The organism is Thiomicrorhabdus chilensis DSM 12352 (assembly GCF_000483485.1).
In the GTDB taxonomy this organism is placed as follows: domain Bacteria; phylum Pseudomonadota; class Gammaproteobacteria; order Thiomicrospirales; family Thiomicrospiraceae; genus Thiomicrorhabdus; species Thiomicrorhabdus chilensis.
Map to the genome: position 1 here is coordinate 1,969,797 of NZ_KI519609.1, position 20,373 is coordinate 1,990,169.

Here is a 20,373-nt window from a genome sequence, read left to right on the forward strand (position 1 = left end):
CAAGAGATTCAATAAAGTAGCAGGACTACTATCTTGGCCAGCTGAAAGCCATTTGCTGTGCTTTGCATAAAACGGCAGGATCATAACTTCAATCGAGAAATCGGCGCATCCATGGTCGCGGCGATCGCCAGAATCAGCTCGCGTTCAACCTCGGCTAAACGTCCATCGGCGTGCGCACAAGCCAATAACCCCTGCACAATACGTTCTTTTAATACCAAGGAGCAGTGCGCCAACTTCTCGGCGGCGTGATCAAAATCAGTGGGCGTATAATGAGTCGTCTGAGCCCTTTCTATGGAAGACAAACCCACTACTTGCATGCCTTGCTGATAAGCCAGTTCAGCCTGCAACGGTGAATCATCTGCGTGGCCGTAATCGGCCAGCATCGACATCACCAACTGGATTTCGACACTGACGGCGTGGATTCTTCGATAGCGCACCTTGTAAGGCGAAACCAAACCGAAATGCACATCCAGAAAACGTGTCACCAAACGGTAGAGAGTCTGTTCAAACACATCCGCTTTATGATCAAGTTGAATCAGGCCGTCCATGAGCGCTTTAAAACGCCCGTATTGAGCTTCGGACAGTTCTTTAAGAGCTGGCATGGCCCTTTCAACCAGGGGCAAGCGCGCCTGCAACTCAACCTTGTGCACCATCGCCAGGGATTTTTTCAAGGCTTGCTCCAATCCTTGAAAACCGTACTCATCGATAACCGCTTGGATGGACAATTCAAATTCAGACGCAGTGTTCGAGTGCATGCCATTCTGGCTTCTTGCATCAGCGTTCAGCAATACGGCTAGCACCAATGCCATGGCTTCAGTCGGCTCTTCAATCTGCATCAAAAGCGTCTTTCGAAATTTATCGTCCGCCTCACTATGTTTTAGGCTTTCTCCCGCAAGCGGTTCCATGAGCACCGCGGTGGTCGCCAACGTCTGCATGAATTCTTGTTTTTTGTCTTCGTTTTTCTGAGCTTCTGTCTTGTCCGACACCTCGACAACGGCAGGCTTCAAGTACTCTCCCCGCCAAGTCGGATCAAGCAATTGAATACGTTTTTCCAACGCAGGATGGGTGGCGAAAAGGAAATTGAAGTGGGTGGTGAAAGCCTGTCCGAAAAACAGATGGGTCACCTGAGAGACGTCGGATTTGCGTATGCGGGATCCGTAAACATCGCCGCCAATGACTTTAAGCGCATCGGCCACCGATTGCGGATTACGGGTAAATTGCACCGCCGAGGCATCGGCCAGGAATTCACGCTGACGGCTCACGGCCGCTTGTATGATGCGTCCGAACAGAACACCAAACCAGCCAAGCAGACGGAGCACCACGCCGGCCAAAACCACCGCTGCGGCTCCACCCCCGCCCGAACGGCGACGCGAGGAGAAACCACGCCGCGAAGTCCGGGCTGACTGGGTGAAGATACGACCGAGCAGGCCAACAAATTCAATCCCGGTGATGAGCATAATCAGGCGAATATTCAAACGCATATCACCGTTGAGAATGTGACTGAATTCATGCCCAACCACGCCTTGAAGCTGGGCACGATCAAGCTTTTCAATCGCTCCCCGAGTCAAGCCGATGATCGCATCGGTCGGCGTCAAACCCGCCGCAAAGGCATTGATACTGGTCTCCTCCGGCAAGATATAGACTTCCGGCACCGGCATGCCCGATGCGATGGCCATCTCCTCCACCACATTCAGGATTCTGCGTTCATTGAAGTCTGCGGTGTTGGGCGGGATTTTACGCCCTCCCAGCGACAAGGCCACGGTTCTTCCGCCTTTGGAGAGTTCACGTCCCTTAATATAAGAGCTGATCAAAGCACCGGCGACCACAAATACCGCCACCCCTAAAAACACCAGCCAATCGCGCTCAGACAGAGCATAAAACGGTGCGCCATGAGGAGGCAGCTCATGCATGCCCAAGCCGCGCAATAACAACACCAGCACCCAGCTGCTGACCGTGGTCAGCGCCAACAACGCCAATACATAGAGGACGACCAACCAACGTGTGGTCTTTCGCGCCCGATCCTGGGAGACAAAAAAGTTCATGGCAGTATCACAACAACTTGTTCAGGCCCGGTTTCATCGTTCTAAAATGTTACTTTGGGGGCCTGCTGGATCTGTTCGCTGTCGGCGAATTCCAGCAGTTCGGCATCCGTAGGATGACCAAAGGTAGCTGCAAACAGGATTGGAGGGAAGCTCTGTCGGTAGGTGTTATAGGTCATCACCGCATCATTGAAAGCCTGACGGGCAAACGCCACGCGATTTTCGGTGGTGCTCAACTCTTCAGTCAACTGCATCATATTCTGATTGGTTTTCAGGTCAGGGTAGGCTTCCATCACCACATTCAAGCGCGACAAGGCTCCGCCCAACAGGCCTTCCGCCTGGGAAAGATGCTGAATCGCCGAAGCCTCGCCCGGATTGGCGGCGGCGGCCTTTAAAAAAGCGGCCGCCTCATTGCGTGCGGTCACAACGGCCTCGAGAGTTTCGCGTTCATGTGTCATGGCTTTTTTAGCCACTTCAATCAAATTGGGAATCAGGTCATAACGGCGTTTAAGCTGAACCTCAATCTGTGCAAAACTGTTCTGAAACCGGTTCCGGTAACTGACCAAGGTATTGTAAATATTGATCAAATAGATGATCGCAACCAGTATTATTCCCAAAACCACCCATATTGCCGTGCCCATATTATTGCCTCTCTCTGCTTGATGACCTGAATCCCCCGACACGCCCACTCCAAAACGAGCAGGCCTGTCCAAACGGGTTAAATCTAAAAATAACTATACAAGAAATATCCGTTAATCAGAATGGCTTCGGTGTATTTTATCTATATAAAACACCTTTCATAGGTGCTGATTTTGACGTATTTTATCCCCAAGGGTTTTGGCTGGCCAAAAAAGCTCTATAATGGTCTGTATCACTAAGCGCCTAGAAGTTGGGATTTTTTGCTAACATAGGCCAAAACTCAATTAAACAATCGAACGAGGATTTGATATGCATACCTTAACACGCAACATTATCATTGCTCTGACATCGTGGTTTCTGTTAGTGCCCGTCGCACAAGCCGACACCTATAACGACACCGTCAACCGTTTTCATAAAGCCAACCAATCCAAAGACTTTTTCAAAGACGCCTACGGTTTTGCGGTATTTCCAACTGTTGGTAAAGCCGGTATTGGCATAGGCGGCGCCTATGGAGAAGGCCGCGTTTACAGAGGTCTCAAACACGTTGGTGATGCCTCTCTAACGCAATTGAGTTTCGGCTTTCAGTTGGGCGGTCAAGCTTATAGCCAAATCATTTTCTTCAAGGATAAACGTGCCTTTGATGAATTCACCAGCGGCAGCTTCGAATTCTCCGCACAAGCATCGGCTGCGGTCATCACCGCAGGGGCGACCGCTGAAGCCTCCACCAAAGGGGTCAGTGCATCAGGTGGCCTGACGCAAGACAGCAACGAATCAGCCGGCGAATACTACAAAGGCATGGCCACTTTCATTATCATCAAAGGCGGTTTGATGTATGAAGCCTCTATCGCCGGTCAGAAATTTGGTTATACGCCAAAAGGTGAATGACCTGAATCTGAATAAAAAGGGCTTTCAAGCCCTTTTTTAGGATTTAACTCCCCCGTTTAGCGTAATGTCGCAAAAATGCGCGCGCCAATATTTCAACCCTTCATCAACAAGAGCATTTTATGGACTTTAGTTTTGTTAGCGACTTCTTGAGCCTGCTGGCCGGCTGGATGAAACCTTATTTAAGCCAAATCGGCCTATCCATGGCCGCCACGCTACTGGTCATTTATGGCGATGACATTGTCAAGGTGGTCAAACGTCAAATAGGCTCTCTGCAATTTTTTCTTAAAATCACCCTGTTTGTTCTTTTCTGCGCGTTTGGCTTCGCTTTCATCACCTCATTCATCACGCCTTTATTGGTCAATCTGCTAAGAGATGTCAATGACGCCTGGCTACCGATCATCATCATCGGCGGATTTTATCTGATTGGCCTGGGCGCTCAGCGCAAAGGCATGATTTAACACAGCCATAGGAATTGTTTAATGGAATACCTCAACCAACTATTATCCACCGCCAGCAGTTGGGCGTGGGGGCCTGCCATGCTGATCTTATTGCTCGGCACAGGGGTTTATCTGACGATTCGGCTGCGTTTTCTGCCTTTGCGCAACCTGTTTTATGCTTTCAGCCTGTTATGGAAAGGACGCCGCTCACAAGAAGAAGGGGACATCAGCCCATTCAGCGCTTTGATGACCGCTATGGCGGCGACCGTGGGCACTGGCAACATCGCCGGCGTGGCCGCGGCTTTGTTCATTGGCGGCCCTGGCGCAATCTTCTGGATGTGGATCACCGCTCTAGTGGGCATGGCGACCAAATACAGCGAAGCTTTATTGGCGGTGGAATACCGTGAAGTCGATGAGGATGGGCGCCACGTGGGCGGTCCCATGTACTACATCCGCAACGGCATGGGCGAAAAATGGAAACCTTTGGCTTTTGCCTTTGCCCTGTTCGGCACCATCGCCGCCTTCGGAATCGGCAACATGGTTCAGGCCAATGCGGTAGCCGGCGCCATGGAGAGCGCCTTCGGCGTCGATAATCAAATCACCGGTATCGTCTTGATGAGCTTGGTGGGACTGGTGTTGTTCGGAGGCATCAAACGCATCGCACATACCGCCACGGCGCTGGTGCCGGTCATGGCGATTATTTATATTGCTTTTTCGCTCTATATTCTCGGCGTCAATATCGAAGAAGTGCCCAGCGCGCTCTCCACCATCGTCAGCAGCGCCTTTACCGGCAGTGCGGCGGCCGGCGGGTTCGCTGGTGCCAGCATCATTCTGGCAATTCAGTTTGGCGTGGCCCGCGGCATCTTTTCCAACGAGGCCGGACTGGGAACCGCCCCCATCGCTCACGCCGCCGCAAAAACCTCAAATGCGGTTCATCAAGGTCACATCGCCATGCTCGGCACCTTCATCGACACCATCATCCTGTGCACCATGACGGCTCTGGTGATTATGGTCACCGGCGTCTGGCAGAGCGGTGAGACCGGCTCCCCGTTAACCGCACTGGCGTTTGCCACCGGATTGGATTCGGACTTCGGAGCCGTGGTCGTCGCACTGGGTCTGGCGGTGTTCGCATTCACCACCCTAATCGGCTGGAGTTATTATGGCGAGCGTTGCGCCGAATATCTGGCGGGCACCTCCGTTATCACCCCTTATCGGGTACTCTGGGTTCTGGCAGTGTTTGCAGGGGCTGCCCTGTCCAATTACTTCAACACGGTATTAATTCTTGCCGATGTGCTCAATGCACTGATGGCGATCCCCAACTTGATCGCCCTGCTGGTGCTCTCCCCAATTATCATCAAACTCAGCCAAAACAGATAACGCCTGTATTTAAAAAATACAGGCATAAAAAAAACCCAAAACCGACAGGCCTGCCGGTTTTGGGTTTCGATTTGTTCAGGCCAAGTTCATCTCGCCTGAGTATTTTCTCGGGTAGGATCAGCTGCGGCTGGTCACTTCCAATAGGTGATAACCAAACTGGGTTTTAACCGGCCCTTCAACCGACCCAACCTCAGCGCTGAACACTACCTTGTCGAATTCCGGCACCATCATGCCCGGGCCAAACTGACCCAAGTCACCGCCACTTCGCCCCGATGGACAATTGGAGTGCTGCTTGGCCAAATCCGCAAAATCCGCACCCTTGGCGATCTGCTCTTTCAGCTCGTTACATTGTTCTTCGGTATCCACCAAAATATGTCGGGCGGTTGCTAACGTCATAAATTTTTCCTTTGTTGAGTATCAAGTAAACAAGTACTGTCTTTTTGAATGGTTACTTAAAACCATTAAAGATACACACAATATAGTGACATTGAACCGATTTTCAATCCCTTTCCGCTTTTTTGTGACGGATCGACACCGGCTCATTTATAATAACGCCTATGAAAAAACCGACTCAAACTTGCAACAACGCGTATGCCTCGATTCCAATGGAATCAGTGGGCCCTTTCAAATTGATTGGCGATGTCGAAGCCGATGACCTGATGGTACCCATGGCGACCTATGAGAGCCCTCTTTGGCCTTCGGTCGCACGCGGCGCAAGGGTTTCGGCAAAAGCGGGCGGCATTCGCGTGACCGTGGTGGACGAGCGCATGACCCGTTCCATCTTGCTGCAAGCCCCTAATGCCGGCATTGCCGCTTTGAGGCTAAAAGAACTTGAATCACGCCAGGAAGATCTGCAACAGGTGGTGGCGCAAACCAGCCGCTTTGCCAAACTGATCGACACCCACCATCAAGTGGTCGGCAACCTGATCTATTTGCGTCTGGAATTCACCACCGGTGACGCTTCCGGTCATAATATGGTCACCAATGCGGCCGACCAACTCATCCCCTGGATTCTGGACGAATACACGGATTTGAGTTACGTCTCCATCTCGGCCAATTATTGCACCGACAAGAAAGTGTCCGCGGTCAACGGCATTTTGGGTCGGGGGAAATATGTGGTGTGTGAAACCACCATTTCGCGCAAACTCTGTCAACGTTATCTGAAAACCACCCCCGAGGCGATTGTTGACCTGCACATCAAAAAAGACCTGATCGGCAGCATCGTCTCTGGAGGTTTGCGCACGGCCAACGCCCACGTCGCCAATATGCTTCTGGGCTTTTATCTGGCCACCGGACAGGATGCCGCGAATATTGTCGAAGGATCGCAGGCGATCAACCATGTTGAAGTGAATGCGGAAGGTGAGCTCTACTTTTCCACCACCCTGCCCAATCTGATTGTCGGCAGCATCGGCAACGGCAAAGGCTTGGATTTTGTTGTGCAAAACCTACAACAACTCGGATGCGCCAACCCGGATGTCGAGCCCGGAGCCAACGCACGACGTTTGGCCTGCATCGCCGGAGCCACGGCTCTTTGCGGCGAACTCTCCTTATTGGCTGCACAAACCAACCCGGGAGAATTGATGGCGGCACACATCAAACTCGAACGTTCTGCCAACGCCTAACCCTATCATCCAATTAGAGTCTGATATGAGCCAAATCACCCAACGCAAGCAGGACCACATCGATGCAGTGCTCAATGATCCTCAGGTTGAGCGCCAGCAAAGCGAATTTGATCACATCAAACTGATGCATCGCGCGCTACCGGAACTCGATTTTGCCCAAATCAACACCCAAAGCGAATTTTTGGGCCATAAAATCGCCTTTCCCTTGATGATCGCCTCCATGACCGGCGGCGCGGCACAGAACCTGCAACAGATCAATCAACATCTGGCCGAGGCCGCGGAAGCCTGCCAGGTTCCGATGGCGGTGGGCTCGCAACGTGCCATGATTCAGGACCAAGCCGCCGGGGAGAGTTTCAAATTACGCCAATACGCCCCCACCGTTCCATTGATTGCCAATATTGGCGCGGTGCAATTGAATTACGGCTTTGGACTGGAACAGGCGCAACGTGCGGTCGAAACGTTACAGGCGGATGCACTCTACCTGCATCTGAATCCCTTACAGGAAGTCATTCAACCGGAAGGCGACACCAACTTTACCCAACTCGCCGATAAAATTGCACAGCTGGTGGAGTCGCTGGAGGTGCCGGTGATACTCAAGGAAGTCGGTTGCGGCCTGTCGCCTGCCGACATCGAACTAGGGTTGCAGGCCGGAGTTCGCCATTTCGATGTTGCCGGACGCGGCGGCACATCCTGGAGCCGTATCGAAGCACATCGCGCCAGTAATGAACTTGGCTTCCTGTTTCAAGACTGGGGACTGACTACGTTGCAATCCTTAAAGCTTGCGGCTCCCTACCAGAATCAGGCCGACTTTATTGCCAGCGGCGGAATACGAAACGGCATGGATATGATAAAAGCTGTTATAATGGGGGGTCGGTTGTGCGGGATTGCGGCGCCGTTGCTTGCCCCCGCATTGGATTCTAGCCAATCTGTAATCGACAAAATTGAACAATTTAAGCAGGAGTTCGCTACCGCGCAATTTCTGTTGGGCGTGGCAAATTCAGACGCCTTACATTTAAACACTGGACTCGTTCTCCCTTAACCGGGCTTGCAGCGCCACTAACAACAAACAAAACATAAAGATTCTGCTTTGAATATGAATGTAGGCATAGACTTAATCCATTTCTCCACTTCAGACTACTATTTGGGGCTTGATGCCTTCGCTGAAGAAAAAAACATCGACGTTGATAAATTTTACATCGGGATTGGGCAGGAGAAGATGTCAATCGCCCCGCCGGATGAGGATGTGGTGAGTCTTGCAGCCAAAGCGGCGGCTCCGATTCTGGAGCAGATCGACAAAAACAGTATCACCGCAATTCTGTTCGCAACCGAATCCGGTGTCGATCAGTCGAAATCCGCCGGTGTCTTCCTGCACGGCTTATTGAATCTATCTTCACGCTGCCGAGTTATTGAATTCAAACACGCATGTTATTCGGGTGCAGCGGCCTTGCAGATGGCCACCACCATGGTGCGTGCCAATCCCAAAGAAAAAGTATTGGTCATTGCCGCCGACATCGCCAAATACGACGTTGACACCTCGGGTGAAGCCACTCAGGGATGCGGTGCTGTGGCCATGTTGGTGACCGAATCTCCACGCATCATCGCCATCGAACCCGGTTCTGGTTATCACACCGAGGATGTCATGGATTTTTGGCGCCCAAATCAGCGTAAAACCGCACTGGTGGACGGAAAATATTCCACCAAAGTGTATCTTCACAGCTTAAAACAGGCCTGGCAGCATTTTACCGAAGAGACTGGACGTACCTTTGACGATATTCAACACTTCTGCTACCACATTCCGTTCACCAAAATGGCGGACAAGGCCCACCAAACCTTGGCCAAGGTGGCCAAAGTCAAACTCAGCCCGCAGGAATTCAAGGCACAGACCTTGCCCAGCCAAGTTTATAACCGCATTGTCGGCAACAGTTACAGCGCATCGCTGTTTGTCGGATTCTGCTCTCTGCTCGACAATCTGAACGAGAACATGGCTAACCGCCGTGTCAGTTTTTTCAGTTACGGTTCCGGCTGTGTTGCCGAATTTTTTACCGGTCTGATGCAACCTGGCTATGAGAAAGTTTTAATGAGCACCAGCCACCGCAAGCAGATCGAACAACGCCACCCCTTAACTTATGCCGAGTACCTGGCGTTTTATCACGAGGTCGATGACGAAGTCGAAAACATCGAGTTTGAACGCCATAATAAAGGTCCTTACCGCCTGGCAGGCATCAAAGACCACAAACGCTATTACCAAACCCTCTGACTCCAATCCACCAGAGACAGGTCAACCCTAAGGGAAAATCGCAGATGACAACACGCTGTGTCGCACCCTCCAAACTGATCCTTTGTGGAGAACATGCCGTGCTTTACGGCACTCCGGCTTTGAGCATGGCGATTGACCTCGAAACCCACTGCACTCTTGATCGCTTTAAGCATTCCGCCAATCCGTCCGGGCATTTTGAAATCACGCTTGCAGATTTCGATCAAAAGCAGAAATTTTCATTCCAACAATGGCAAGCGTTTTCCGAAACCATCAAAAAGCGTTTCCAGTCTTTTTCAAAAGGCGAAATCGCCATTCACGACGTTCTAAAGTCACCATTCGACCTGATTCTCATCACGCTGTATCTGCTACATCAGATCGAACCGATTGAAAGCGCTGACTGGCAACTCAAAATTGAATCTGATGCGCCCATTGGTCGTGGCCTCGGATCTTCCGCTGCAGTCATTCTGGCTGTTCTAAAGGCGGTACAGACACAACAAGCCACAAAACTAGATGACACAGCCTTACTGGATCTCGCCGCGCAAATCGAAGCCTATCAACATGGCCGCTCCAGCGGCATTGATCCGGCGACCATCCTAAAAGGCGGCCTGCTCAAATACCAAATGGACAACCCCATTGAAGTGCTTGAACCCCACCCTTTCAAAGCCTGGCTGATTGATACCGGAAAACCATCCAGTGCCACCGGAGAATGCGTTGAATGGGTAAAACGACACCATCAAAACGATACCCAGCTCTGGCAGGCGTTCACCCAAACTACTGCTGAAATTGAGCAGGCCTGGTTACAGCAGGATTTTGCCAAACTGCAACAAGCGATTCGTTTCAATCATCAACTCTTATGTCGGATCGGCGTAGTGCCTCAAAGCATACAGTCATTTATACAGAGTCTGGAAACACAACTCAATGCGGCTGTGAAAGTCTGTGGTGCCGGTAGCGTTGAAGGTGACAGTGCAGGCGTCTTACTCTGCCTGAGCATAGACTCTCCTTATGAATTCTGTGAAGCACATGGATATCACACACAAGCCCTCAAAATCCAAACCCAAGGAGTCCACTGTGAACTGGCTTAGTCGCGCACCCGCCAACCTCATGTTGCTGGGGGAACACAGTGTGGTCTATGGTGAACCTGCCTTGGCCTGCGCGGTGAATCAATTCATCGAAATCGAATGGCAGGCCAATGATGACGACACCGTGTGCATAGAATCTGCTTTGGCCAATTATGAATTTACTCTGGAAGAACTCAAACATGCGGCCCTGGAAGACTTGGAACACCCGAAGCTACGCTTTGTGATACAGGCGTTACGGGTCTTTGCTCCATTTTTGCAACACGGCCTGCACATCCATATCCGCAGCGGGTTTTCGTCCACCATCGGACTGGGCAGTTCTGCGGCTGTATTGGCCGCGAGCCTGCACGGATTGAACCGGATTACCCAGCAAAAGCTCGACAGACTCACTTTGTTTGATGAAGGCCTTCGCATTATCCAAAACATTCAGGGACGCGGCTCAGGAACCGATTTGGCGGCCAGCCTGAGCGGCGGCTTGATTCTATTCCAACCGGGAAATTCACAGCACAGCACGCAAATCGCTGAATTGAACCCTGAGCTGGCGGCCAAGATGCCGCTTAGCCTAATTTACAGCGGCTATAAAACCCCCACCGCCGAGGTGCTGCAACGGGTCTCGGAAAAGTGGAAGACACAAAGCGATTTGCAAAACCAGCTGTATCGAGTCATGGGGGAAGTTACTCGAAACGCCTATGAAGCCTTACAGCAAGATGACATGCCAAGTTTTTACCAACTGCTTGAAGCTTATCAAGGACTGATGGAATCACTTGGGGTAAGCGATGCCACCCTCTCTCAGATCCTTTATCAAATGCGTGACTGTTCAAGCATACAGGCCTGTAAAATTTCCGGATCCGGACTTGGAGACTGTCTGCTGGGCATAGGGGACTTCAGTGATTGTCCTGAGAAAAACCGTCGATTTCTGGAGCAATATCAGCATATCGAGGTGGAACTCACCCCCCACGGTGCAACTACCGAGACATTAAATTAACATTACCGACCACTTTTTTATAAGAACCCGAACTATGCCTTTTGAAACCCAAGCCAGCCTCAGCCCTCAAGCCTTTGTTGACCGGATCATCGGCCACAGCCAACAAGACTCCGCACTCAAACCGGCCAAGGCCTGCGGTTTTGGTGCCGCGCCGGTGAACATCGCCCTAAGCAAATACTGGGGCAAACGTGAAACCACATTGAACCTGCCGATCAACGGCAGCGTCTCCATCAGTTTGCCCGGACTGGGCACTCAGACCGATTTGAGCCTGACGGAAGGCCAACAGGATCAAATCGTATTGAACGATCAACTGCTTGAGCCGCACCATCCGTTTGCCAAACGCCTGAGCGGTTTTCTAGACTATTTCCGTCCCAATGACCACACTATGTTTCATGTAGATACCCTGAATAGCGTGCCCACTGCAGCCGGTTTGGCTTCGTCTGCTTCGGGTTATGCGGCCTTAGTATTAGCCTTAAACGACCTGTTTCAATGGCAACTTCAGCCGAAAAAGCTGTCTCTACTGGCGCGTCTGGGAAGCGGCAGCGCCAGCCGTTCGCTTTATCCCGGCTTTGCAATCTGGCATAAAGGGGAACGCGACGACGGCATGGACAGCTATGCCGAAGCCATTGAGACTTCTTGGCCGGAACTGTGCATTGGGTTATTGAAAATCGATATCGGCGAGAAGTCGGTGGGATCGACTGCCGGCATGCAGCAGACCGTCAACACCTGCGAACTCTACCAGACCTGGCCACAACAGGCCGAAAAAGACGTGCTTAAGATTCAACAGGCGATCACCGATAAAGATTTCACCCTTTTGGGAGAGACCGCCGAACATAATGCCTTAAGCATGCACGCCACCATGATTGCCACTTGGCCACCGATTCTGTACTGGCAGCCAGAATCGGTGGCCGCTATGCACACCATCTGGCAACTTCGTCAGCAAGGTGTGACGGTATATTTCACAATGGATGCGGGTCCAAACCTGAAATTGCTGTTTCTAGAAACGCAAAAGCCTGCAATCGAGCAGGCCTTTGCGGAATTGGAGGTAATTCAGCCCTTTAAGGAACCTCTGATCGAATCAGAGGTTCCTTAAACAAAGCTGATATAGTAGCGTTATTTAACCACCGATAAGGTCGGTTTCTTTTTGTCGCCTTTAACCTTATCAGTGGTTTTGCCAGAGGTTTTGTCGGACGAAGCGCCAGCAGGAGTGGATGAGTGATCGCTTTTGACCGCCGCCAATCCTGGTTTATCTGTTGACTTATCGTCTGCTTCTTCTGGATAAGGCTCGGCGGGGAACGGCATACCTTGACCGTTTTCACGGGCAAAAATCGCCAAGACCGCCTCCGGCGGGAAGCCGACTTCCTGCTCAATTCCTTGGAAGCGTGCCTTGAAATAAAACCAGTCGTTTTGCATTTCCAGCCCCACCACGGCGCTCGGTGCCACATTCAATACAATCACGCCTTCCTGAGCGAACTGCTGTGGCACCTGAATGCCCGGATAATGCGCATCCACCTGCATATGTGGTGTCCAATCATTATCCACAATCCATTCATACATGGCTCGAATGATGTAAGGACGGTTGGAAATCATCAAATCACATCTCTCATATCGAGTTCATCATCGGACAAACTTTCACTAAAGGTCTCTCTTTCCAGTACCTTAGTCGCATAATCCAAAATCGGTTTGGCGGATTTTGGCAATTCAATTCCAAGAGAGGACAAACGCCATAGCAACACCGCCATGCTGACATCAACCAAGGAGTACTCTTCATTCATGAAATAAGGCTTATGTTCAAACACCGGAATCAGCTGAATCAAACGCTCCAGAAGGTCACGACGCGCCTTTTTAACCTCATCGGCATTTTCGCTTTTGCTGATGGTCTCAACCAGCGGATACCACTCTTTCTCGATCTGACGCAACATCTGGCGAGAACGCGCTTTTGAAATCGGATCGACCGACATCAGCGGAGGGTGAGGAAAACGCTCGTCCAGATATTCAATGATGACTTGCGGGTCATACAAAACCAAATCACGGTCAACCAAAGTAGGCAGGGTGCCGTATGGGTTTAACTCCAACAAATCTTCCGGCAAATTCCCTTCTTCCACCGAGATGATCTCCAAAGGGATGTCTTTTTCTTTTGCCACTAAACGTACGCGATGAGAACTTGGACTCTTGGAATCGGAAAACAGCACCATTACCGAACGTTTAGTAATTGGAATATCAGACATGAAACGTGCTCCTAAATAAGCAATAAATCAGAATAAAAATAGAGTTTTTTAATTTTATAAATTCCCGACTATAAACAAACACAGGAACCTTATTTAGTATACACCCCTTGTCAAGTCCCTGATGTCACTCCAAAAAACCACAATAAAAAACCAGCAGGCCTGGTGGTTCTTTTATTATCAGCCAACTTTACAGAGTTTTATTGGTGCCAAATTGGCAACACTGTTTTGTCTATTTGTGCGTTTTTCTTAAACGGTTTTTTTCTTAAACTTGTTACAACTCAAGATCAATATCCATTCACGCAAGGAAACCAAATATGTCAAACCTCGTTCGCATCGATGCCAGCGCCTTGTCTCAAGGCTCCCACTCTAAAGCACTGGCGGATTTATTTGAACAAACGTGGCGGGCCAAACATCCGCAAGGTCAGGTTCAGCATCATGATCTCAGCCGTTTGAACCTTCCCCACATTGATGAAGCCTTCATTCAGGCCATGTACACCGCGGAACAAGATCGAGACATCCAACAACATCAACTACTGGAGCAATCGACCCATTTCGTCAACGAACTCAAAAGCGCAGACTGTTTGCTCATCAGCACTCCGATGTATAACTTCGGCATTCCTTCTCATCTCAAAACCTACATCGACATGGTGACGCGAGTCGGAGAAACCTTCCGCTATGGCGAAAACGGGCCGGAAGGCTTGCTCAAGATAACTCAAACCGTGGTCATCGCCGCCTCCGGTGGCGATTACACCCAGCCACCGATGGACGCGATGAATTTTGTGACGCCTTATCTGAAAACCGTATTGGGCTTTAACGGCATCGATTCTCCGCATTTTATTGAAGCCGCCGGTATGGCGATGGGAGAGGAAAAACAGCAACAGAGCCTCGAACAGGCCAAACAGACTATCCAATCCATACTCAATCAACACGATGAATAAGCTGAACAAGCACGACCGACTCCTCACTTTTGGGCGACCCCTTCGCCCTTTTTTAATTGTCTTGCAATCGTCTCATAGACACTAAGGCGTTGACAGACTAGACGTCTCTCAATCCAAAAGCCATGCCTTGTCGAATATCCCCCAGGCCTTGCTGCAATGCAAATAATCGATCCACCCCCAGTGCTACGCCGCTGCAATCCGGCAAAGGAGTTTGCGCCAAGGCCTGCAACAGGCGCTTATCCAGCGGCACAGCCGGCAAGCCACATTCTGCGCGCTGCTGCAATGAGGCTTCAAATCGATATTGATAAGTCTCGGAATCAGCCAGCTCATGGTAACCATTTGCCAACTCCATACCGTTGACAAACACCTCAAAACGCTCCGCCTGCATAGAGTCCTCCACGCAGATCTGCGCCAAAGCCGCCTCCCGAGCCGGATAATGATAAAGCACCGTGATGCCATCGCGTCCAAGCCGAGACTCAATGACCTCAGTCAACACCAGCTGCTCCCAGAGCGCCTTGTCATCCTCTTCCACCCCCAGCACTTCCGGCACCTTAAAACGTGCCAGACAGGCCCGGCATTCAGCCGCGGTCGCAGTGAAAATATCTTCGATATCCGCATAGGCTTGAAAAGCCTCACGATAAGAGAGACGTTCCACTTTGCATTGCTTGTTCAACACGGTTTGCAGCAATCCGATCACCTCGTCGATCAGATCAAACATCGAAAAGCCCAATCGGTACCACTCGAGCATCGTGAATTCCACCTGGTGGCGCGGACTTAAATCACCATCACGAAACACCTTGCCCAGATAAAAAATATCGCCGCTTCCGTTGCAGAGCAAGCGTTTCATCGGATATTCAGGTGAGGTATGCAAATAAAAAGACTGTTTTTCAGCTTCTCCCGGGATACGCACCTGGGTGGACAGGCTGTGCAGATGCACATCCGGCACGGCCGCGCTCGACAAGATTGGGGTTTCCACCTCGGTGACCGAACGGGCATAAAAAAACGCCCGCAACGTTTTTAAGAGTTGCGAGCGTTTTTTTAAGGTCTCCGCCACCGAAACATCAGACGATACAGTCATGTCTGTTGAATCCGCCTTATTTGGCACGCGAGACGTACTCACCCTTTTCGGTGTTGACGATGACTTTCTCACCGATTTGCACAAACAAAGGAACCTGAACCACCGCACCGGTATTCAAGGTTGCAGGCTTACCGCCGGTACCCGCGGTATCACCTTTAAGGCCGGGATCGGTTTCAACCACCTCCAAAGTAACTTGCTTAGGCGGTGTCACCGAAATCGGCTGTCCGTTAAACAGCGTCACCGTGCACATATCCTGTTCCGTCAGCCATTTACTGACATCGGCTACAGCCGCTTCTTCGGTCTGATACTGGTCAAAACTTTCCGGATCCATGAAGTGCCAGTGTTCACCATCATTGTAAAGATATTGCAATTCCGTATCGATGACATCGGCGGCCTCGACCTTCTCACCCGACTTGAACGTCTTCTCAAGCACACGCCCGGTGACCAGGTTACGGTATTTGACACGGTTGAAGGCTTGGCCTTTTCCCGGCTGAACAATGGTGTTTTCAATAATCGAACAAGGCTGACCGTCCATCAAAAACTTCAAACCGCCTTTAAATTCATTTGTGCTATACGATGCCATATCTTTACCTAAGCTGTTGCCTTAAAATAGTGAATTGAAACCTGCATCCATGGCGTGTCTTTGACCTTCATACGGATACAGATAAAAATAAATCCGCCTATTTTAACTTAAAAGCGCCGAGACGTAAAAGCGACGCTGAAAAAACCACAATAGACGTTATTAAAGAACCCGTAATGGCACTTCCGTTGAGCGCATGACCCAGACACCGTTATCCAAACTGAACCAACTTTGCAACGCTCTTGCGATTGATCCGCAGGATTCACGCGTCCGCGAAAATGAATTTCCTTTCAAGGCACCGCAGGACTTCATCAACCGGATTCAACCCGGACAACTTGATGACCCGCTGCTCAAGCAAATTCTGCCGGTGGCTGAAGAAGCGGTGATTCACAGCGACTTCAACCGGGATCCGGTAGGCGATCTGCAGGCCAACCCGACCCCCAGTCTAATCCATAAATACCACGGACGGGTATTGCTGATGGCCAGCCCGAAATGCGACATCCATTGCCGCTACTGCTTCCGCCGACATTTCCCTTACGAACAGCAAATCAATCAACGCCACTGGAAAACGGCTTTGCAACAGATTTCAGAGGACAACACGATTCATGAGGTAATTCTCAGCGGCGGCGATCCGTTCAGCTTGTCGGAAGCTGCGATACTCGGCTTAATCAAAGAAATCGAGCGGATCGAGCACATCAAGACCTTAAGAATCCACTCGCGTACGCCGATTGTGGCGCCTTCCAAAGCACCTTGCGGCAAACTTCTGGAATGGGCGCAAACCAGCCGACTCAACAAGGTGCTGGTGCTGCACTGCAACCATGCAAACGAACTCAGCCAATTTACCGCCGAGTTGCTGCAAACATACCGCCAGGCCGGTTTCCATCTGTTAAACCAAAGCGTACTCTTAAAGGGAATCAACGACGACAGCGAAACACTGATAACACTCAGCCACACTCTTTTTGCTCAAGGCGTATTGCCCTACTACCTGCACCAGCTGGATCGGGTTGAAGGGGCGGCGCATTTCGAAGTGCCCAATCAAGAGGCACTGGCTTTACGTCAAACGCTATTGGAGAAATTGCCGGGCTATCTGGTGCCGAAACTGGTCAAGGAAAATGCCGGCGAAGCGCACAAAACTCCGCTGTAAGGTTTGGAACAAGCCAAGCCCTGCCGATACGCTAGAAATTGTATTTCTGTTTAAAGCGACATTCGGCCTCGGGCAACCAGTCCGGCGCAGTGTAATACTGCTCATAAACCGGCTTTAAGATTTTGTTTCGATAGGCGGCATAATCAAAGCCTTTGCCTGTGACCAGATAATAAGTCACCCCTTCAATCGGCTGAATCGGTTTGACGGCCAGATCGGAAAAATATTCGGCCACTTTTTTCAGATCCTTTTCTCGGCTCACAAACAGAGTCAAGTCCTGACCGTTCAAGGCTTTGAAATCGATTTTTTTATCGTCTTCACGTCCGTACTTGGAGTGGCTCATGAAGACATGGATGTCGTCGTTTTCGCAATAATAGGCCAGAGTTGACTGACTGCTGTAATCCAAGGTAAACAACCTCTGTTGCGGCAATAAAGCACACACTTTTTGCGTTTCCGTATAAATGGCCGCCTGCGACTTCTGGGACTTGGGCAAAACCTGTTCGACAAACGGTACCAGTGCCAAGAGTGTAGCCGCAATGAGAATCGAAGATAACGCATTAAACACATAAAGGGATTTTAATCGCGCGGGGTTAAGTCCGACGTAGAGCAGGTAAAGCAATGGAATCGATAGCAACGGCCAATGCAAGCCGATCGGATTGGAAAGACTGACCAACACCAACACCAGCAATAACGGCAGGCCTGCATACAGAGCCAACTGAAGGGCTGGCTGCGTCAAGGAGCCGGCCTTGAATGGTGAGAATTGCGCATAACGCACCGCATAATAGACCCCCAACGGTGACAACATCAATACCAGCATTCCCAGATAGAGCATGACGTTAACCGGGTCTACCTGGCTCTCGCGGGTACGGGAAAAAAAATTGAACAGAATATTGTTCCAACAGTGTGTGTAATTGAAATAGAGGTTTTCCGCCACAAACAACAGAACGATGAAAGCGGCCACCAGCGGGATTTTCCAGCCATAACGCCGGAAATTCACCACACTGAAAATGAGCAGGCCTGTCAACATAAAGGCGGCGAAGTATTTGGATAAGAACGCCATGCCCAAAAACAGACCCGCAATCAACGCCCAACCGATCGATTGCGCGCTCAAGGCACGGGCAAAAGCATAAACGCCGACCAGGCCGAAAAACACCAACACGGTGTCGTTGGCGGTGATGACAAACATCAACGACACCGGCGAGACGAAAAACGCCATGGCCACATAAAACGCGGTTTTTTTATCGGCCTGCGGGTCAAGCGTCAACAAACCGTAGAGTACCAAAGCGATGGCCGCCGAAGCCATAAAGGCAAAAGAGCGGTACCAGTAGAGGTTGTCGGCCACCAGCCCCATCACGGAAAGCATCCAGCCGACCGCAGGAGGATGGTCGTAATAGCCAAGCGATACATCCTGACCCCAAAGAATGAAATAAGCTTCATCGCCGGTCAGCGGAATCCACATGAGCAACGCCGCTTTTAAAACCACAAACACCCAAAACAGGCGTTTTTCAAGATTGGACAGGCCTGCCCACAACGGGGCTAAATCGGCGGAAAAACGGGAGGAAGAGGTCAAACGATTTCCTTTCAAACAATGGTTATTCGGTGTTAATGCCGTGACAAATTAACATTCGGCTTCATCTTGACGGCAGACTGGACAAAAGGGTGACCGTCAAAGGGTCAAATTCAGAAAATTCATCACCCAAGCACTGCCGATACCGACGAGAATGCCCGCCAAGATTTCGACTTTGGAATGCCCCATGCGCTCTCGCAACACAGGCCTGTCGGATTCCGAAGCATGCTGAGCAGACTGACGGGCATTCCAACGATTGATTTCGGTGGCGTGCTTGCCCACTTGGCGTCGCAAACTGCTTGCGTCCAGCATCACCACAAACGCCAGCCCCAATGACACCACAAAAGCCGGATGCTCAATGCCTTCACGAAAAGCCACAATCGCAGCGACACTGCTGACAATTGCGCTATGGTTGCTGGGCATGCCGCCGTAACCGATCAGTTCGAATGCCAGCTTTTTAGCCCGCAGGCTGTTGATCAAAAACTTGCTGATGCCGGCCACCAACCAAGCGAAAAAAGGGGTCAATAAATAGGTCAACTCCATCTCAAGCCCCCATACCGGTTGGCCATAAGGCCCACAGCGAAGCCAACACCCAACCCAACACCGTCAGCATCAACTGCTTATCGGTCAAAAGTGCATCAGTGGGCGATTCGCCCTCCCCCAGAAATTCCACGATATACCAATAACGGAACAGCCCAAATAGCACAAACGGTACCGTCACGACCAGTTCCGGGCGCGCCGACATCACAAAAAAACTGTAAAACAGCAAGGCACCGGTCGCGGAAATCTCGGCAAACTTATCTACGATTGAGACCGAATACATTTTAAGTACCTTGCGCCCCGCTTCACCGCTTAAAGTCAGCTCCTGACGGCGTTTGATGGCGGCCAAAAACAATGCCAAGCTCAAGGTGGTGACAAACATCCACGACGATACCGGCACGTCGATTGCCATGGCGCCGGCATACACCCGTAACACAAAGCCGATGGCGATGGTGAAAATGTCCAACACCGGCTGATATTTAAGCCAATAGGAATAGGCCAGGTTCAGCAACAGGTAACTGACAATCACCCCCATGACCGCTGGCTGTACAAAAAAGCCACCGATTAATACCGCATAGAGACCGGCTAATAGAGGGTAGGCGTGAACAGGCTTGACCCAACCGCTCGCCAGCGGACGTTTAATCGATTTAACCGGATGCTTGCGGTCTTCCTCGATGTCACGCAGATCGTTGATGATATAGGTGGCGGACGACGCCAAACTGAACAGCACAAAGGCAAGCAATGCCTGACTCACCGCATAGAGTTCCAAAAACAGGCCGGCAAAGATTAAAGGCGCTAAGACAAAGGCGTTTTTGATCCATTGACGCGGCCGCATCAAACGGATCAGCCCCAGAACAACAGGTCTCTCGGAAGAAGCCGGTGCGCAGGCCGAAAGCGTTGATGTATCGGAGTCGGAATCCAATTTATTAGCGACCTGATTAGTGTTAGAATTCATCAAATTACTGAAACCTCAAACCTGTTTGA

Annotated in this window: 21 protein-coding genes; 11 read left to right on the plus strand and 10 right to left on the minus strand. The window is 50.7% G+C overall.

Annotated elements, in window-relative coordinates; translation table 11 throughout:
- Nucleotides 1-80: 80 nt before the first annotated feature.
- Together B076_RS12655 and B076_RS0109385 are read right to left on the minus strand one after the other, a co-directional pair.
- A complete protein-coding gene (locus tag B076_RS12655; RefSeq protein WP_051347290.1) occupies nt 81-2,042 on the minus strand; it encodes a M48 family metallopeptidase in 1,962 nt (653 codons plus the stop codon).
- Between the two features lie 41 nt (nt 2,043-2,083).
- Nucleotides 2,084-2,680: a LemA family protein gene (locus B076_RS0109385; protein ID WP_028487081.1), complete on the minus strand. Its 597-nt coding sequence runs from the start codon at nt 2,678-2,680 to the stop codon at nt 2,084-2,086.
- Nucleotides 2,681-2,987: 307 nt separating this feature from the next.
- Here B076_RS0109385 and B076_RS0109390 point away from each other — a divergent pair, with 307 nt between their 5' ends.
- From B076_RS0109390 to B076_RS0109400, 3 genes are all read left to right on the plus strand, one after another.
- Complete coding sequence (locus tag B076_RS0109390) at nt 2,988-3,563, plus strand: YSC84-related protein (protein WP_028487082.1); 576 nt, start codon at nt 2,988-2,990, stop codon at nt 3,561-3,563.
- 119 nt (nt 3,564-3,682) lie between these two features.
- The gene (locus B076_RS0109395) at nt 3,683-4,021 is read left to right on the plus strand and encodes a DUF3392 domain-containing protein (RefSeq protein WP_028487083.1); all 339 of its coding nucleotides are present in this window, start codon (nt 3,683-3,685) and stop codon (nt 4,019-4,021) included.
- A gap of 21 nt (nt 4,022-4,042) precedes the next feature.
- A complete protein-coding gene (locus tag B076_RS0109400; protein WP_028487084.1) occupies nt 4,043-5,377 on the plus strand; it encodes an alanine/glycine:cation symporter family protein in 1,335 nt (444 codons plus the stop codon).
- Nucleotides 5,378-5,494: 117 nt separating this feature from the next.
- Here B076_RS0109400 and B076_RS0109405 read toward each other — a convergent pair whose 3' ends face one another.
- On the minus strand, nt 5,495-5,773 hold the full coding sequence (locus B076_RS0109405) for a peptidylprolyl isomerase (protein ID WP_028487085.1): 279 nt from the start codon (nt 5,771-5,773) through the stop codon (nt 5,495-5,497).
- A gap of 161 nt (nt 5,774-5,934) precedes the next feature.
- Between B076_RS0109405 and B076_RS0109410 the strand changes: the two genes are divergently transcribed.
- From B076_RS0109410 to mvaD, 6 genes are read left to right on the plus strand one after another with little or no spacing between them, the layout of a single operon-like run.
- Complete coding sequence (locus B076_RS0109410) at nt 5,935-6,999, plus strand: hydroxymethylglutaryl-CoA reductase (RefSeq protein ID WP_028487086.1); 1,065 nt, start codon at nt 5,935-5,937, stop codon at nt 6,997-6,999.
- 25 nt (nt 7,000-7,024) lie between these two features.
- Nucleotides 7,025-8,038: a type 2 isopentenyl-diphosphate Delta-isomerase gene (gene fni / locus B076_RS0109415; protein WP_028487087.1), complete on the plus strand. Its 1,014-nt coding sequence runs from the start codon at nt 7,025-7,027 to the stop codon at nt 8,036-8,038.
- A 54-nt stretch (nt 8,039-8,092) separates the two neighbouring features.
- Nucleotides 8,093-9,256 (plus strand): hydroxymethylglutaryl-CoA synthase, encoded by a 1,164-nt coding sequence (locus tag B076_RS0109420; RefSeq protein ID WP_028487088.1) that lies wholly within the window; start codon nt 8,093-8,095, stop codon nt 9,254-9,256.
- 44 nt (nt 9,257-9,300) lie between these two features.
- A complete protein-coding gene (locus B076_RS0109425; protein WP_028487089.1) occupies nt 9,301-10,338 on the plus strand; it encodes a mevalonate kinase family protein in 1,038 nt (345 codons plus the stop codon).
- On the plus strand, nt 10,325-11,317 hold the full coding sequence (locus B076_RS12660) for a mevalonate kinase family protein (protein WP_051347291.1): 993 nt from the start codon (nt 10,325-10,327) through the stop codon (nt 11,315-11,317). Before B076_RS0109425 ends, B076_RS12660 begins: the two co-directional genes overlap by 14 nt.
- A gap of 34 nt (nt 11,318-11,351) precedes the next feature.
- Complete coding sequence (mvaD, locus tag B076_RS0109435; RefSeq protein WP_028487090.1) at nt 11,352-12,410, plus strand: diphosphomevalonate decarboxylase; 1,059 nt, start codon at nt 11,352-11,354, stop codon at nt 12,408-12,410.
- A gap of 20 nt (nt 12,411-12,430) precedes the next feature.
- Here the strand turns inward: mvaD and B076_RS0109440 are convergent, their stop codons facing one another.
- Together B076_RS0109440 and B076_RS0109445 are read right to left on the minus strand one after the other, a co-directional pair.
- Nucleotides 12,431-12,907: a ClpXP protease specificity-enhancing factor gene (locus tag B076_RS0109440; protein WP_028487091.1), complete on the minus strand. Its 477-nt coding sequence runs from the start codon at nt 12,905-12,907 to the stop codon at nt 12,431-12,433.
- Entirely contained in the window at nt 12,907-13,545 is a 639-nt protein-coding gene (locus tag B076_RS0109445) for a glutathione S-transferase N-terminal domain-containing protein (RefSeq protein ID WP_028487092.1), read from the minus strand. The genes B076_RS0109440 and B076_RS0109445 overlap by 1 nt, the downstream gene beginning before the upstream one ends.
- Nucleotides 13,546-13,859: 314 nt before the next feature.
- Between B076_RS0109445 and B076_RS0109450 the strand changes: the two genes are divergently transcribed.
- A complete protein-coding gene (locus B076_RS0109450; RefSeq protein WP_028487093.1) occupies nt 13,860-14,483 on the plus strand; it encodes an FMN-dependent NADH-azoreductase in 624 nt (207 codons plus the stop codon).
- Between the two features lie 97 nt (nt 14,484-14,580).
- Here the strand turns inward: B076_RS0109450 and epmA are convergent, their stop codons facing one another.
- On the minus strand, nt 14,581-15,561 hold the full coding sequence (gene epmA, locus B076_RS0109455; protein WP_028487094.1) for an EF-P lysine aminoacylase EpmA: 981 nt from the start codon (nt 15,559-15,561) through the stop codon (nt 14,581-14,583).
- Between the two features lie 16 nt (nt 15,562-15,577).
- Nucleotides 15,578-16,144 (minus strand): elongation factor P, encoded by a 567-nt coding sequence (efp, locus tag B076_RS0109460; protein ID WP_028487095.1) that lies wholly within the window; start codon nt 16,142-16,144, stop codon nt 15,578-15,580.
- A gap of 193 nt (nt 16,145-16,337) precedes the next feature.
- Between efp and epmB the strand changes: the two genes are divergently transcribed.
- A complete protein-coding gene (gene epmB / locus B076_RS0109465; RefSeq protein WP_028487096.1) occupies nt 16,338-17,285 on the plus strand; it encodes an EF-P beta-lysylation protein EpmB in 948 nt (315 codons plus the stop codon).
- 31 nt (nt 17,286-17,316) lie between these two features.
- Here epmB and B076_RS0109470 read toward each other — a convergent pair whose 3' ends face one another.
- The 3 genes from B076_RS0109470 to B076_RS0109480 all read right to left on the minus strand — a co-directional run bounded on the left by B076_RS0109470 (nt 17,317) and on the right by B076_RS0109480 (nt 20,344).
- Entirely contained in the window at nt 17,317-18,852 is a 1,536-nt protein-coding gene (locus B076_RS0109470; protein WP_157753550.1) for an ArnT family glycosyltransferase, read from the minus strand.
- A gap of 96 nt (nt 18,853-18,948) precedes the next feature.
- Nucleotides 18,949-19,392 (minus strand): divergent PAP2 family protein, encoded by a 444-nt coding sequence (locus tag B076_RS0109475; RefSeq protein ID WP_028487098.1) that lies wholly within the window; start codon nt 19,390-19,392, stop codon nt 18,949-18,951.
- 1 nt (nt 19,393) lies between these two features.
- Nucleotides 19,394-20,344 carry a decaprenyl-phosphate phosphoribosyltransferase gene (locus tag B076_RS0109480; protein WP_084205754.1) on the minus strand — a complete coding sequence of 317 codons (951 nt, stop codon included), beginning with the start codon at nt 20,342-20,344 and terminating at the stop codon, nt 19,394-19,396.
- Between the last annotated feature and the right edge of the window lie 29 nt (nt 20,345-20,373).